The 14,548-nt window shown below is 69.1% G+C and carries 14 protein-coding genes; 2 read left to right on the top strand and 12 right to left on the bottom strand.

Features of this window, described 5'->3' with window-relative positions:
* Position 1: 1 nt before the first annotated feature.
* From yhjD to BOX37_RS04635, 3 genes are all read right to left on the bottom strand, one after another.
* The gene (yhjD, locus tag BOX37_RS04645) at positions 2–1,021 is read right to left on the bottom strand and encodes an inner membrane protein YhjD (protein ID WP_071926548.1); all 1,020 of its coding nucleotides are present in this window, start codon (positions 1,019–1,021) and stop codon (positions 2–4) included.
* Positions 1,022–1,063: 42 nt separating this feature from the next.
* Positions 1,064–2,095 (bottom strand): tryptophan--tRNA ligase, encoded by a 1,032-nt coding sequence (gene trpS, locus BOX37_RS04640; protein WP_071926547.1) that lies wholly within the window; start codon positions 2,093–2,095, stop codon positions 1,064–1,066.
* Between the two features lie 97 nt (positions 2,096–2,192).
* A complete protein-coding gene (locus BOX37_RS04635) occupies positions 2,193–3,140 on the bottom strand; it encodes an oxygenase MpaB family protein (RefSeq protein ID WP_071926546.1) in 948 nt (315 codons plus the stop codon).
* A 99-nt stretch (positions 3,141–3,239) separates the two neighbouring features.
* On the opposite strand from BOX37_RS04635, the gene BOX37_RS04630 reads away from it, so the two are divergent.
* Complete coding sequence (locus BOX37_RS04630; RefSeq protein WP_071926545.1) at positions 3,240–3,881, top strand: TetR/AcrR family transcriptional regulator; 642 nt, start codon at positions 3,240–3,242, stop codon at positions 3,879–3,881.
* Between the two features lie 6 nt (positions 3,882–3,887).
* On the opposite strand, the gene BOX37_RS04625 is transcribed toward BOX37_RS04630, so the two are convergent.
* From BOX37_RS04625 to BOX37_RS04605, 5 genes are all read right to left on the bottom strand, one after another.
* Complete coding sequence (locus BOX37_RS04625) at positions 3,888–4,211, bottom strand: hypothetical protein (protein ID WP_071926544.1); 324 nt, start codon at positions 4,209–4,211, stop codon at positions 3,888–3,890.
* Between the two features lie 82 nt (positions 4,212–4,293).
* On the bottom strand, positions 4,294–6,138 hold the full coding sequence (locus tag BOX37_RS04620) for a vWA domain-containing protein (protein ID WP_084760641.1): 1,845 nt from the start codon (positions 6,136–6,138) through the stop codon (positions 4,294–4,296).
* 120 nt (positions 6,139–6,258) lie between these two features.
* Positions 6,259–6,738: a barstar family protein gene (locus BOX37_RS04615; RefSeq protein WP_071926543.1), complete on the bottom strand. Its 480-nt coding sequence runs from the start codon at positions 6,736–6,738 to the stop codon at positions 6,259–6,261.
* Positions 6,738–7,232 (bottom strand): guanyl-specific ribonuclease, encoded by a 495-nt coding sequence (locus BOX37_RS04610; RefSeq protein WP_071926542.1) that lies wholly within the window; start codon positions 7,230–7,232, stop codon positions 6,738–6,740. The genes BOX37_RS04615 and BOX37_RS04610 overlap by 1 nt, the downstream gene beginning before the upstream one ends.
* Positions 7,229–8,008, bottom strand: coding sequence for an exodeoxyribonuclease III (locus BOX37_RS04605; RefSeq protein WP_071926541.1), 780 nt, complete (start codon positions 8,006–8,008; stop codon positions 7,229–7,231). The genes BOX37_RS04610 and BOX37_RS04605 overlap by 4 nt, the downstream gene beginning before the upstream one ends.
* Positions 8,009–8,076: 68 nt before the next feature.
* On the opposite strand from BOX37_RS04605, the gene BOX37_RS04600 reads away from it, so the two are divergent.
* The gene (locus BOX37_RS04600; RefSeq protein ID WP_071931187.1) at positions 8,077–8,931 is read left to right on the top strand and encodes an alpha/beta fold hydrolase; all 855 of its coding nucleotides are present in this window, start codon (positions 8,077–8,079) and stop codon (positions 8,929–8,931) included.
* Positions 8,932–8,961: 30 nt separating this feature from the next.
* Here the strand turns inward: BOX37_RS04600 and BOX37_RS04595 are convergent, their stop codons facing one another.
* From BOX37_RS04595 to glpK, 4 genes are all read right to left on the bottom strand, one after another.
* Positions 8,962–10,194 carry an acyl-CoA dehydrogenase family protein gene (locus BOX37_RS04595; RefSeq protein ID WP_071926540.1) on the bottom strand — a complete coding sequence of 411 codons (1,233 nt, stop codon included), beginning with the start codon at positions 10,192–10,194 and terminating at the stop codon, positions 8,962–8,964.
* A gap of 160 nt (positions 10,195–10,354) precedes the next feature.
* Positions 10,355–11,104, bottom strand: a complete 750-nt coding sequence (locus tag BOX37_RS04590) for an SDR family oxidoreductase (RefSeq protein ID WP_071926539.1) — start codon at positions 11,102–11,104, stop codon at positions 10,355–10,357.
* 125 nt (positions 11,105–11,229) lie between these two features.
* Positions 11,230–12,909 carry a glycerol-3-phosphate dehydrogenase gene (gene glpD, locus BOX37_RS04585; protein ID WP_071926538.1) on the bottom strand — a complete coding sequence of 560 codons (1,680 nt, stop codon included), beginning with the start codon at positions 12,907–12,909 and terminating at the stop codon, positions 11,230–11,232.
* A gap of 31 nt (positions 12,910–12,940) precedes the next feature.
* The gene (gene glpK, locus BOX37_RS04580) at positions 12,941–14,455 is read right to left on the bottom strand and encodes a glycerol kinase GlpK (protein ID WP_071926537.1); all 1,515 of its coding nucleotides are present in this window, start codon (positions 14,453–14,455) and stop codon (positions 12,941–12,943) included.
* Positions 14,456–14,548: the final 93 nt, after the last annotated feature.

The raw sequence follows: 14,548 nt of genomic DNA, 5'->3' as shown, positions 1-14,548 counted from the left end.
GTCAGCGGCGCTTGCCGACCAGCAGCAGCGCCAGCGCCGCGACCGCGCCGGCGCCGAAGTAGGCGGCGCCCGCCCCGGTCGACATGCCGTGCTCGACCACCCGCGGCTGGATGATCACCGGGTTCGGCGGCGCGATGTCGACACGTTCGTTGTCGGAGGAGGTCGCCGCCCACGCGGTGGCGAACAGCAGGATCCGGTAGGTGATGTAGGTGAATACCAGCAGACCGATGATCGAGCCGAAGGCGGCCCCGGCCGGGCTCGACAGCACCGTCTGCAGGTAGATCGCGGCGACGAACTTGAAGATCTCGAACGCGATCGCCGCCAGCGCCGCCGCACGCACCGCGCTGCGCAGCGAGACCGGCTCGCGCGGCAATCGCGCGATCATCCAGGCGAACACCGCCCACGAGGCGAGCAGCCCGAGCACGATCGAGACCAGCGAGAGCACCAGCGACGCGCCGGGCAGGTCGTCGACGCCGATCGCCTCGAGCAGGCGCTTGCTGATTCCGCTGGTCGCCACCGCCGACAGTCCGAGCGAGACGACGAAGGCCGCGCCGAGCCCGAGCAACGCCCCCAGATCCGAGAGCTTGCTGCGCCACCACGGCTTCTCGGAACTCGGACTCTCCCACTGCTCGGTGAGCGCGGCCCGCAGGTTCGCCATCCAGCCGAGGCCGGTCCACAGGCCGACCAGCAGACCGATCAGGCCGACCGTGCCGCGCGAGTCGACGGCCTGGTCGATCAGGGTGTTGATCTGCTCGCCGAAGGAACTGGGAATGTTCTCCTGGACCTTCTCCTGCAGCTCGGTGAGCAGCTGCGGTTGTCCGGCCAGCACGAATCCGGCCACCGAGAAGGCCACCATCAGCAGCGGAAACAGCGACAGCACAGTGAAATAGGTGGCACCGGCGGCGAAGAAGTCGCCGCGCTGGCGCTGGAACCGGCCGCCTGCCCTGACCAGATGATCCAGCCAGGGCCTGCGCCCGATCTGCCGCTCGACAGCAGCGGAGATGTTGTCGACGATCTGCATGACACGCGCCCCTTCAGCTGAAAGCCCCAGGCGCGCACCGGGTCAGCGAGCCAGGAAGCCCACCCGGTCGTACACCTGAGCCAGTGTGTTGCCGGCGATCTCGCGTGCTCGCTCGGACCCTGCGGCCAGAATCCGGTCCAGCTCGGCGGGATCCGAGAGGTATTCCTGGACCTGCTTCTGCACGGGGGTCACGAATTCGACCAGCGCGTCGGCCACCTCGGCCTTGAGATCACCGTAACCCTTGCCCGCGAAATTCTCCTCCAACGTGACGATGGGGGTCGCGGTGAGCGAACTCAGGATCACCAGCAGGTTGCTGACGCCTGCCTTGTGCTCGGGGTCGTAGCGGATCTCGCGCTCGGTGTCGGTGACCGCCGAGCGCACCTTCTTCGCGGTGATCTTCGGGTCGTCGAGCAGGTTGATCAGGCCCGCGTCGCTCGAGGCGGACTTGCTCATCTTCGCGGTCGGGTCCTGCAGGTCGTAGATCTTGGCGGTGCCCTTGACAATGTGCGGCTCGGGCACCACGAAGGTCTTCTTGAACCGGGTGTTGAAGCGCTGGGCCAGGTTTCGGGTCAGCTCGAGATGCTGGCGCTGGTCCTCGCCGACCGGTACCTGGTGTGGGCGGTAGAGCAGGATGTCGGCGGCCATCAGCACCGGGTAGGTGAACAGGCCGACGGTCGCGTTCTCGGCGCCCTGCTTGACGGACTTGTCCTTGAACTGGGTCATCCGGCCGGCCTCACCGAAACCGGTGATGCAGCTCAGGACCCAGGCCAGTTCGGCGTGCTCGGGCACCTGGCTCTGCACGAACAGCGTGGACTTGGCCGGGTCGATGCCGAGCGCGAGCAGCTGGGCGGCGGCGGCCTTGGTGCGCGCGCGCAGCGCCTTGGGGTCCTGGCTGACGGTGATCGCGTGCATGTCGGGAATGAAATACAGCGCGTCGTACTCGTCCTGCATCCTCACCCAGTACTGCAGCGCACCCAGATAGTTGCCGAGGTGGAAGGAGTCGCTGGTGGGCTGGATGCCCGACAGCACCCGCTGCTTACGTTCGGCCGTCGCGGCCGGGGCAGGACTGGACATACCCCGATCTTTCCATGCGCATCAAACCGCCTTTTTCTGGCGGTGCTCCCGAGGGCCCCGCGTGGTGACGCCGCGCTACCGCCTCCGGGCCCACCGGTCACACCGCGAGATTTCGCTGCACCCAGTTGCGCGGATCGACACCGGGCATACTCGGCTTTCCCGTCCTGACCATGTGCTGCTCACGGCGCGCGAGCAGCTGGTAGGACGGGGTGCTCGGCCCGGCCAACGTGCCCGCGAGCACTCGGGGCGCCAGCGGCGGTGCGCGGTGCGCGGTGCGGATGCCGGTGCTCAGCGTGCGGTAGGCGAGCTCGTCGGTGATCCCCCACGCCATCCCGTACAGCTGCCGGATCCGTGGCGGCAGACTGCCCTGCACCAGCAGATACAGTGCCGTGCCGACCTGTTCGGCGGGCGGCGCCAAGCGGTAGGCCCGGCGCTGCCCGGCCAGATAGGAGCCGACCAGCCGGGCCTCGTCGGTGAGAAACAGTTCGCCCGAACTCAGGTAGTCGTCGAAGTACCGGCGGAAGGCCGGGTAGTCGGCGGGCGCGGCCTCACGCGGCATACCGAACAGTTCGCCCCAGCGCACGTAGTCCTGGTAGAGGTCCTCGCGTTCGGTAGGGGTGAGTTCGCGGACCAGCGTGTCGTGCATGACCTCGGCCGAGTCGAAGGTGAAGGCCATGGTCATGAACATCAGCTGCGGATCGTGGGCCGCGTAGGCGGTACCCGCCGGATGATGCGGACCCGCGTCCTCGGGCAGCGTTCCCACGACCTGGCTGTGCTTGCGACGGGTGAAGGCGAGCGCCCGGTCGGCCTCGGCTTTGCTGCCGAGGAACACCGCTTCGAACAGGGCGCCGGTGGTGGCGAGGCGGGTGTAGGGCGTGTCGCGATGGCTGGTGTGTTCGGCCGTGCCGACGTAGAGCAGCGGGTGCACCGCACCGACGACCAGTGCTCGCAGGCCATAGGTGACACCGACCGCGCGCTTGCTCATCACCCGTCGAATCATCGACTGGTCGGCGAAGTAGCCGGGTTCGCCGTGTTGTACCGCCATGTCGCGCCTCCTCGTCGAGTACATCTGGCAATAGAATCCACCAGATTTGATAATCTGGCAAGAGCCCATACCAGAAATTCGGCGAGCGGAGGGCGCAGAATGGGAGCCGTGGCAGCACAGCGGACATATGGCGGAGTCTCGGCCCAGCAACGACAGGCCCAGCGGCGTACCGCGCTGCTCGACGCCGCACTCGACATCGTCGCCGAAGATGGGCAGGCCAAGCTGACCGTCGCCGGGCTGTGCTCGCGCGCCGGGCTCAACGAGCGCTACTACTACGAGAATTTCCCCAGCCGCGATGCCGTGCTCGAGGCGCTGCTCGACCGCATCGCCGAGGAGCTGGCGACCGCCATCGCCATCGCGCTGGCCTCGTCCCCCGCCGAGAGCCGCGCCCAGGCCCATGCCGCGATCAGCGCCGGGATCGCGGTACTCACCGACGATCCGCGCAAGGCCCGCGCCGCGCTCGTGGCCAGCGTCGCCACCCCCGAACTGCGGGCCCGCACGGCCCGCACGGTCAGCGCCTTCGCCCGCCTGGTCGCGGCCGAGGGCACCGACTTCTACGGCGGCATCGTCGCCCCGGACACCGTGGTCGACTTCCGCGCGAACTATCTGATCGGTGGTCTGGTCCAGACCCTCACCGCCTGGCTGGCAGGCGACCTCCCGCTGACGCGCGCGGAACTGATCGACCAGACCACCGATGTGTTCGTCCTGCTGGGCGACGACCTCGCCGCCCGATACCGCTGATCGGCCTCAGAACGGACCGCACAACCCGGTGCACGGCTCCGAGGACCCGTTGGCCAACCAGCCGATCAGCCGGAGGATTTCCCAGCCCAGCTGAGCGCCGGAGCCGGTGTCCACGATCGGGCGCGCCGTGTTGTCGACCGTGGCCCCGAAACCAGTGGTCCCCGACGGCGCCTCGGCCATCCGCACCGGATTCGCCTGCTGGGCAATGGTCAGCGGCGCCCGGTCCGCGTTCGCCGCCGCCATCCCGGTCGTCGCCAGCATGATCGCGGAGAAAACGCCCGCGCTCGCCAGTACTCGCCTCATCATCATCTCCTCACCGGCGACCGCCATCGGCCGCACCGACGATGACGCTATCGCCCGCCCACACCGGACGGGAGACACCAATTCCGTTGGCACCGCGTCATCCGGGTGGTCAGCGGTGGCGCCGATGGCCTCGCTTGCGCAGCACCACGATCGCGGCCGTACCGCCGACGGCGAAGACGAAGGCGGCGATCGCGAGGGCGGTGACGAGCACCGTGCTGTCGCCCGCTGGCTCGGCAGACGTCGTCGCGTCGGTTCGGCCCTCGTCGGCGGGCTCGGGGGCGGTCGCGCGGAAGGTGGGGCCCGGCTCGGGGGTACCGGTCACGGCGAGGTCGAGTTCGACGGGCACGGGGCCCGCGACGGCGTCGTCCCTGGCGGGAGCCAACTTCACGGCGATGTAGTACCACCCGGCCATGGCGACCGCGGCGACATCGGGGGCGGAGGATTCGCGGTTGCGATAGCGCACCTCCGGAGTGACCAAGGCGGGCTCGTTCGTCGGCAGGGCCGTTGCCGTTCCCGTGTAGACGCCGAACTCGCGGTCGAGTTCCTTGCGGTAGGGGGTGTAGAGGGTGGTGTCGATCGAGGAGACGTGCTCGATGCCGCGACCCGGCGTCTCGAGGTAGCGCACCCGGTAGGCCAGGCCCTGCCCCCAGTCCACCTTCACCTTGTAGAAGACGAATTCGCCGCGCTGCAGGGTGTCGGTGTAGCTGCCGGAGCCGCCGAGTTCGGTCGCCACATTGAGCGAGCCGCCGCCGGTCACCGGGGTGCTCGGTCCGCTCGGCTCGACGAAGGCGACCGGTGCGGGGTCCGCGGCCGGACCTGGGTCGGTGACGCCCGGTTCGATGGCGACATTGAGTTCCAGCGGCAACGATTCGGGCGCGCCGTCGGCGACGCTGGACCACTCCAGCGTGAAGTAGTACCGGCCGCCGCCCTTGCACCCGTCGGTGTCGCTCGCCTCGGTCGCGCCCTTCCACTCCTTGGCGACCGTGAGCGCGACACCATCGGTGGATCGGGTGGCCTGCTCGAATTCGAAGGCGTTGCAGTCCCTGCCCTCGGCACCGAAGACTCGCTGTTGGAGGACGTTGTTGGACCGGGGGTTGTTCTCGCCGCGCGGGAAGGAGACGGTTCCGGCGAAGTACGCCGTCGCCCCCTCGGGAATATCGACCGCGTAGTGGCGCCGCTGCTGTTGCCCGATGGTGTCGAGGTACTGCCCGGCCGCCAGCACGGGAGCGTCCTGGTAGCTCGCGGTGCCCTCGACGCGATCGCCTTCCGAGGCGTAGTCGCGCAGGGCCGCCTTGCTCACCCGGGGCAGCACCTGTTCGAGCGCCGTGCCGTCGGCGGCGTCGGTGTAGGTGCCACCGGTGGTCTCGGCGATGCAGGTCAGCTGGACGCGCGAGGGATCGTCGACGCCGAAACCGATGGCGTGCACCACGATCTCGGCGCCGTTGCCACCGAGTTCGCGGGCGACCTCGCACGGATCGGGCGGCGCGCAGGTGTCGAGGCCGTCGGAGACCAGCACGATCGAGCGTGGGCCCTCGGTGGGGAGTTCGGCCGCGGCGGTGCGCAACGCGGTGCCGATCGGGGTGTAGCCGCGCGGGACGATCCCGTCGACGGCGGTGGTCAGCGCGGGGCGGTCGATGGTCTCCGGCGCACGCAGCACCGACACGTCACGACAGCCCGCGGCCTGTTCCGCGTCGGTGGAGCCGGTGCCGGTGCCGTACACCGACAGGCCAACCTGGGCCTGCTCCGGGGCGGTGTCGACGAAAGCGCGCACCGCCGACTTCGCCGCGTCCATCTTGGTGCCACCGCCGGGGTCGGGAGCCAGCATCGAGCCGGAGGCGTCGAGCACCAGCATGGTCGGCGCGTAAGGGCTGGTCTCGGGTGCTGCTTGCGCGGGGGCAGGCGCGGCCAGCAGACCGAGCACCCCCACCAGTCCGATGATCTTCGCGAAACGCATCACGCCGGCCGAACTCCCGTCCCGGCCCGCCGCGTCTCGACGGGCCCGGAACCGACCCTAGGGCCTGTTTCGCGGTCCTGCCCGGGAACGTCTGGCGGGCACGCTGTCCAACGGGCCGAATCAGGCGGACAGGGCGATCGCGGCGAAGTCGTCCGGGTCGCCCTGCAGGACTACCCGGAAGGCGACCTCGCGCCGACCCCAGTAGGCGGCGGCGTCGCGCACGGCGGCCTCGAACCAGGCACGTTCGGTGGGCTGTTCGGCCAGCAGCTCGGCCGCGGCGCGCACCACCGCGACATAGCCCGGGGCGTCGCCGACGACGTCGTCGAGATCGCGCAGGGCCTCGTCGAAGGCGTCCTTGTTGGCGCCGAAGTAGTACGGGAACTGGAAGGCGGCGGCGAACTCGTCGAACAGCTCCGCGACGGTGCGCATCTTGGGTCCGCGCAGTTCACGCACTTGGTAGTCGGCGGGCGCGTCGTAGCGGACGCCGCTGAACTGCGCGGCGTCGACCGGCAGCGCGCCGAGCACCGGCGGCCGACCGGCGACCGGCGCCTCGGCGGTGGGACGAGCAAGGAACTGCGACAGCGTCATTCGCGTCGTCATCAGCGCATCCTCGTGAAGGTGTCGTAGTGGTCGCCGGTGTACCAGGCGCTGCCATCACTGCCGGTGACGATCCGTTCGGCATCGCGAGAACGATTGCGCTGCTTGGGATTGACGTCCCATTCCTGGTAGGTCACCGGATTGCCCGCCGAATCCTTCGCGGGCAGATTCGATTCGCGATTCATGAACCGGTCGCCGCCCTTGGTGCCCGGCGCGTCGGCCGAATCCGGCCACCGGCCCGCATCGATCTCGACGAGCGTGGTGTAGGCCCGGTCGGGCACGCCACTGACCTTCGTGACCGGCGCCGCCGACACACTCGCGGCAGGCGGACCGGGTTTCGGCGCGCTGTCGGTGGTGGTCTCGACAACCACCCGCGTGGTGGTCGCGGCCGTGGTGGTGTCGCTGTCGCCGCGCCCGCCGACGAGGCTGAGCCCGAGCGCGAGCACGATCAGAACGAGCCCGCCGAGCAGACCGAGCGTCTTGCGCGAGAGATTCATCGGTACTGCACCGTGACCGGAGCGTGGTCGGACCAGCGCTGATCGTAGGCCTCGGCCCGCTCGACCACCGCCTGCTTGGCGCGCCCGGTCAGCTCACCGAGCGCGAGCTGATAATCGATGCGCCATCCGGAGTCGTTGTCGAAGGCGCGGCCACGGTAGGACCACCAGCTGTAGGGGCCCGCGACGTCGGGGTGCAGGGCGCGCACCACGTCCACGTAGCCCGCGGCGAGCAGATCGGCGATCCAGGCTCGCTCCTCGGGCAGGAATCCCGCCGACTTCTGGTTGCCCTTCCAGTTCTTGAGGTCCGCTTCGGCGGGCGCGATGTTCCAGTCGCCGCTCACCACGAACTGCCCGGTGCGCGACTTCAGGTAGGCGCCGAGTTCGGCCATGAACCGGTACTTCTCGTCCTGTTTGGGTGTGTTCGCCTCACCGGAGTGCACGTACACGCTGGCCACGGTGACGTCATCGAAGTCGGCCTCGAGGTAGCGCCCCGACGCGGCGAATTCCGCGCTGCCGAACCCGATGCGCACCGCGTCGGGCGCGCGCCGCGACAGGATGGCGACCCCGGCGCGGCCCTTCGATTCCGGCTCGGCGTGGGAGAGCACCCATCCGGCGTCGAGTGCCGGAGCCAGTGCCGCCGCGGTCTGCGCGTCGGTCGCCCTGGTCTCCTGTAGGCAGACGATGTCGGCTTCGGTCGCGGCCAGCCACGACACCATGCCCTTGGTCGCCGCGGCGCGCACGCCGTTGACGTTGACGGTTGAGAGGATGATCGGCACCGTACGACCGTACAATGCAGGCAGGAATGCTCCCCCGGACACCGCCGTCCAGGAAGGGGTGAATGACGATGACGTCACGCACCGCCAAGTCCGCTGCCCCGCCCGCGCCCGTCGCGGCGCTGCACACCGGGTCCGGTGACCCGGTACTGCTGTTGCACGGGTTCATGTTGTCGCCACACTGTTGGGAGCAGGTCGCGCACCGGATGGCGGCACACTGCGAGGTGTACGCCCCCGCTTTCGCCGGGCACTGGGGCGGGCCCAAGGTCGAGGGCTGGTCTCTGGATGTGTACGCCCTGGCCGATCAGATCGAGGATCAGCTCGACGAGCTGGGCTGGCGCACCTGTCACATCGCCGGGAACTCACTCGGCGGGTGGGTCGGGCTGGAATTGGCCCGACGCGGTCGGGCTCGCACCCTCACCACGGTCGCCGCGGCGGGCGGGTGGGCCTCACCGTCGCTGAGCCAGATCAGGGTCGGGGTGAAGTTCGCGTCGATGATCCCGTTCGTCGAGATCGGCAAGCGGCTCGGCGGCTTGGCGGTCAACAATCTGCTGGTCCAGCAGGTGGCCGCGTTCCTGCTGGCCAAGAACACCGGGGCCGTCGCACGCCGCGACCTGGCGACCGTCATCACGGCTGTCCTGCACTGCGAGGCGATGCTCCCGTTGATTCTCGGCAGCCTGCGCGCCCCCGGTATGGACGATCTCGGCGAGCTGACCACGCCGGTGCGGATGCTGCTCGCCGAGTACGACCGAATCATCCCCAACCGCGTCTACGCCACCCGCTACCTGCGCGAACTCCCCGAATCGGCGGACCGGATCCTGATCCACGGCGTCGGGCACGTGCCGATGCTGGAGGCACCCGACCGCATCGCCACACTCATCGCCGAACACATCTACGCCAGCCGCGGGCACCTGCGCGCGGTCTGAGGGCCCGGCACGACGGCCGGGCCCTCGTCACTACTTGTCCAGCAGACCCTTGGCGATGTGGGTCACCTGGATCTCGTTGCTGCCCGCGTAGATCATCAGCGACTTGGCGTCGCGGGCCAGCTGCTCGACCCGGTACTCGCTCATGTACCCGTTGCCGCCGAACAACTGCACCGCCTCCATCGCCACCTCGGTGGCCGCCTCCGAGCAGTACAGCTTCATCGCCGAGGCTTCGGCCAGGCTCGGCGGCTTGCCCGCGCGCCCGCGTTCGAGCACGTTGAACACCATGTTCTGCACATTGATTCGCGCGATCTCCATCTTGGCCAGCTTGAGCTGGACCAGCTGGAAGCGTCCGATCTCCTGACCCCACAGCGTGCGGTTGCGCGCGTAATCGACGCAGAGCCGGTGACATTCGTCGATCACGCCCAGCGCCATGAACCCGACGCCGATCCGCTCGGCGGTGAAACTCGCTCTGGCGCTGTCGCGTCCGTCACCGCCGCGATGGTCCTCGGTCTCGCCGAGCAGTCGATCCTTGCCGAGGCGGACATTGTCGAAGAACAGCTCGCCGGTGGGCGAGGAGTGCAGGCCCATCTTCTTGAACGGCTTGCCCTGGGTGAGGCCCTCCATGCCCTTGTCCAGCACGAAGGTGAGCACCTTGCGGTCGCGCTTGTCGGCGCCGTCACCCTCGTCGAGCTTGGCGTAGACGATCATCACGTCGGCGTTCGGGCCGTTGGTGATGAAGGTTTTCTGCCCGTTGAGGATGTAGTCCTCGCCGTCGCGTTCCACCCGGGTCTTCATGCCGCCGAACGCGTCCGAGCCCGAGTCCGGTTCGGTGATCGCCCACGAGGCCACCTTGCGCAGGGTGACGATGTCGGCGAGCCAGCGCTGCTTCTGGGCCAGGGTGCCCCGCGACATGATCGTGGTCGCCCCGAGCCCGATACTCACGCCCAGCGCCGACACCAAACCCATACAGACACCGGACAATTCGCTGATCAGCACCGCCATCATCGACTGCTGATCCCCGAACGGACTCCCCGGCTTCTTCTCCCCGTCCTCCCCCGGCCCGGCCGCCTCCTTGGCCAGCATCTTCGCGACCGCGTCCTCCCCCATCGCGTCGATCCCGAATTGCGCGAACAGCTTCCGCAGAATCGGATACGGCAGCATCTCCCCACTGTCGAGCGCATCCAGATTCGGCCTGACCTCCTTGTCGATGAACGCCCGCACAGCATCGCGGATCATCAAGTCGGTCTCTGACCATTCGAACATCGTCGTTCTCCTGCTCTCCCGGCCGCCCGGCGCGACCATCGCGCGCACCGTGCGTCCCGCCGGCCTCGTCGTATTGACATCGTGCCAGTTAGTGCCCGGCAAGGTGGCCGGTTCGACTCACTACCTTCAGCAGCAGGCTGCCGGAACCGCGGCGGCGCGGTCAGAGCAGTTTGCGGGCAAGGGGGGTGGGGAGGACGCGGAGGGCGTAGCCGAGCGGGAGCCAGGGCCAGGTGGGGACGTAGGCCTTGGGGCGGCGCTTCTCGATGGCGGCGACCATGGCGCGGACGCCGGTTTCGGTGTCGACCATGAGTTTGGGCTCGTGTTTGATGCGGTCGTTCATTTCCGAGCGGATGTAGCCGGGGTAGATCACCGAGACATCCACTCCGGGGATGGCTTCCGCGCGCAAACCCTCGGCCAGTGCCGCGACGCCCGCTTTGGTGGCGGCGTAGGTGGTGAGGGTTTTCGGCATGCCGCGCAGGGCCGAGATCGAGGAGATCATCACCAGGTGGCCGTGGCCCTGGGCGCGGAAGATGGTCATGGCCGCCTCGGTCTGGGTGAGCGCGGCGAGGAAGTTGACCGTCGCGGTCTGACGGTTGGCGTCGTGGCGGCCGGTGCCCAGCGGGGCGCCCTTGCCGAGGCCGGCGTTCACCACGACCCGGTCGATCGTGCCGAATTCGCGCGCGAACTCGTCGAAGACGGTGAACACCGCCGCGTCCTCGACGACATCGAGCTGCTTCACCGAGATGGTTCGCTCGGGATGCGCGCCGAGGATCTCCGTGCGCAACTCGTCGAGGCGATCCGTGCGCCGCGCACACAACCCCAGGTCGTAGCCCAGCGCCGCGAACTGCCGCGCCATCTCCGCACCGAGCCCGGAACTGGCCCCGGTGATCACCACGGTCCCCCGACTCACGACAACACACCCGACGTCGGCCGCAGCGGCCCGATCAGCGATTCCATGCACCCACGCTAGCCACCGCGGCGCCACCGCGGTACTGGATCGCGACGACGCTCCCCGCAGGGCGCCGCCACGCCCGCTCAGCGCACCGCGACCAGACGGGCGGTGTTGGCCGTGGTGTCGTCGCCTGCCTGGTTGGCGGCGAGTTCGGCGTGGACGCGGTCGAAGTAACGGTTGATCTCGGATTCGGTGGTCTCGGGGTCCCAGCCGAGCAGCGGGGCGACCAGGCGGGCGATTTCGGGGGCGGCGGTGAGGCCGCGGTCGGGGACCTCGATGGAGATGCGGGTGCGGCGGGTGAGGATGTCGTCGAGGTGCAGGGCGCCCTCGTGGGTGACGGCGTAGACGATCTCGGCGGCGAGATAGTCGGGTGCGCCCGGAATCGGTTGACGCAGCGCGGGATCGGCGTCGATCGACGCGAACAGGTCGGTGACCAGGGACCCATAGCGGCCGAGCAGGTGCTCGACCACGTCGACCGGGAGCCGGGCCTCGGCGGCGAGCGGGGCGAGGTCGGCCCGCAACTCGTGATAACCGGCGGCGCCGACGAGGGGCAGCTCGGCGGTGGTCGAGGGTCCGATGGCGCCGCCGAGACGTTCGGCGACGGCATCGACGACGTCGGCCGCCATCACCCGGTAAGTCGTGTACTTGCCGCCCGCGATCACGAACAGGCCGGGCGCGGGCTCGGCGACGGCGTGCTCACGGGAGAGCTTGGCCGTCTCCTTGGACGCGCCGGTCATCAGCGGACGCAGCCCGGCATAGGTACCGACGATGTCAGCCCTGGTCAGCGGCTTGCGCAGCAGGGCGTTGACGTGGTCGAGGATGTACTGGACGTCGGCGGCGGTGGCCGTCGGGTGGTTCTTGTCCAGTGACCATTCGGTGTCGGTGGTGCCGATGATCCAGTGCTCGGCCCACGGGATCACGAACAGCACCGACTTCTCGGTGCGCGTGATGAGGCCGGTGCGCAGGTCGAGCCGGTCGCGCGGGACCAGGATGTGCACGCCCTTGGACATGCGCACGTGGAACGGGAAGTCGACGCCGGTCAGCTTGATCATGTCGTCGGTCCACACCCCGGTCGCGCTGATCACACTGCGCGCCCGGATCGTCTGGGCCACCCCGGTTTCCCGGTCGAGCACGCGAGCCCCGACAACCCGATCGCCCTCGCGTTCCAGGCCGATCACCGAGGTACGGGTGAGCACGGTGGCGCCGTGCTCGGCGGCGGTCCTGGCGATCATCATGGTGTGGCGGGCATCGTCGACCTGGGCGTCGTAGTAGCGGATCGCGCCGGTCATCGCGTCCTCGCGCAGGGCGGGCGCCAATTCCAGTGCGCCGGTGCGGGACAGGTGCTTGTGCATGGGCACCGCGCGGGCGCCACCGAGGGTGTCGTAGAGGGCGATGCCGGCGCCGATGTAGGCCCGTTCCCAGACCCGGTGCCGCAGCGGGAACAGGAACGGCACCGGTCGAACCAGGTGCGGGGCCAGCGTATCGAGCAGCAGCCCACGCTCTTTGAGCGCCTCACGCACCAGCGCGAAGTCCAGCTGCTCGAGGTAGCGCAGACCGCCGTGGATGAGCTTGGACGAACGGCTCGAGGTGCCCGCCGCGAAATCGCGCGCTTCGACCAGGGTGACCGACAGTCCGCGCGCGGCGGCGTCGAGCGCGGCACCGGCGCCGGTCACCCCGCCACCGATCACCAGCACGTCGATCTCGTGGTCGCCGAGCGCCGCGATCGCCTCGGCGCGGTAGGTGGAGTCCAGGTGGACGGTCACGACATTCTCCTTCGAAAAGTTTTGGCGGTGCTCAGATTTCGGCCCAGTCGAGGGTGCGCGAGACGGCTTTGAGCCAGCGGCGATAGCCGTTCTCGCGCTGGGAATCGGTCCAGGTGGGATACCAGCGAACGTCCTCGGCCCAGTTGGCCACCAATTCGTCGGTGCCGCGCCAGAATCCGACGGCCAGTCCGGCGGCGTAGGCGGCGCCGAGCGCGGTGGTCTCCGGGACGACCGGTCGCGAGACCGGCACACCGAGCAGGTCGGCCTGGATCTGCATGGCGAGCTGGTTGACGGTGACGCCGCCGTCCACCCGCAGCGTCGCCAGACGCACCCCGGCATCGCGCTGCATGGCCTCGACCACATCCCGGGTCTGATAGGCGATGGATTCCAGTGTCGCCCTGGCCAAGTGGGCGTTGTTGCTGTAGCGCGAGAGGCCGACGACGGCACCGCGCGCATCAGGTCGCCAGTACGGTGCGAACAGGCCGGAGAAGGCGGGCACGAAATACACCCCGCCCGAGTCCTCGACCTGTCCGGCGAGGTCTTCGATCTGGGCCGCGCCCGCGATGATGCCGAGCTGATCGCGCAGCCACTGCACGGCCGAGCCGGTCACCGCGATCGAGCCTTCCAGGGCGTAGGCGGGTTTGTCGTCACCGAACTGGTAGGCGACGGTGGTGAGCAGGCCGTGCGTCGAGCGCACGATCTCGGTGCCGGTGTTGAGCATGAGGAAATTGCCGGTGCCGTAGGTGTTCTTGGCCTCGCCCGGCTGGAAACACACCTGGCCGACGCCCGCGGCCTGCTGGTCACCGAGTACACCCGCGATGCGGACCGCACCCTTGAACGGGCCGTCGGGATTGGTGGTGCCGAAGCCCGCCGGGTTCGACGACGACACGATGGTCGGCAGCATGACGCGCGGGATGCCGAACAGGGCGAGCAGTTCGTCGTCCCAGTTCAGCGTCTCGAGATCCATCAGCATGGTGCGCGAGGCATTGGTCGGATCGGTGACGTGCACGCCGCCGCGGACACCGCCGGTGAGGTTCCAGATCAGCCAGCTGTCCATGGTGCCGAACAGGGCGTCGCCGCGCTCGGCGTCGGCTCGCACGCCCGTGACGTTGTCGAGGATCCACCGCAACTTGCCGCCGGAGAAATACGGCGCGGGCGGCAATCCGGTTCTGGCGCGCACGAATTCGCTGTGACCGGCGGCTTCGAGGTCGGCGATGACGCGGTCGGTGCGGGTGTCCTGCCAGACGATGGCATTGCCGTAGGGGCGGCCGGTGCGGCGATTCCACACCACGGTGGTCTCGCGCTGGTTGGTGACGCCGACGGCGGCCAGGTCGGCGGCGCTCAGCTCGGCCACCGCGAGCGTGGTCTTGACGACGGTGCGGGTGCGTTCCCAGATCTCGTCCGGATTGTGTTCGACCCAGCCCGCCCTCGGCATGATCTGCTCGTGTTCGAGCTGGTGCCGGGCGATGACGGTGCCCGCGTGGTCGAAGACCATGAAGCGTGTCGAGGTGGTGCCCTGATCGATCGCACCCACGTACCGGCTCATCGTGTCCTTCCCTGGACTCACCGTCGAGTCCGTCGCTCGGGCGCGGTGGCGGCCGGGCCCCGAACGCCACGCTAGGAACGGCCCGCGCGCGCC

It is taken from the genome of Nocardia mangyaensis, from assembly GCF_001886715.1.
In the GTDB taxonomy this organism is placed as follows: domain Bacteria; phylum Actinomycetota; class Actinomycetes; order Mycobacteriales; family Mycobacteriaceae; genus Nocardia; species Nocardia mangyaensis.
The sequence above is the reverse complement of the archived record's forward strand: the minus strand, read 5'-3'. Positions and strand labels throughout refer to the sequence as shown.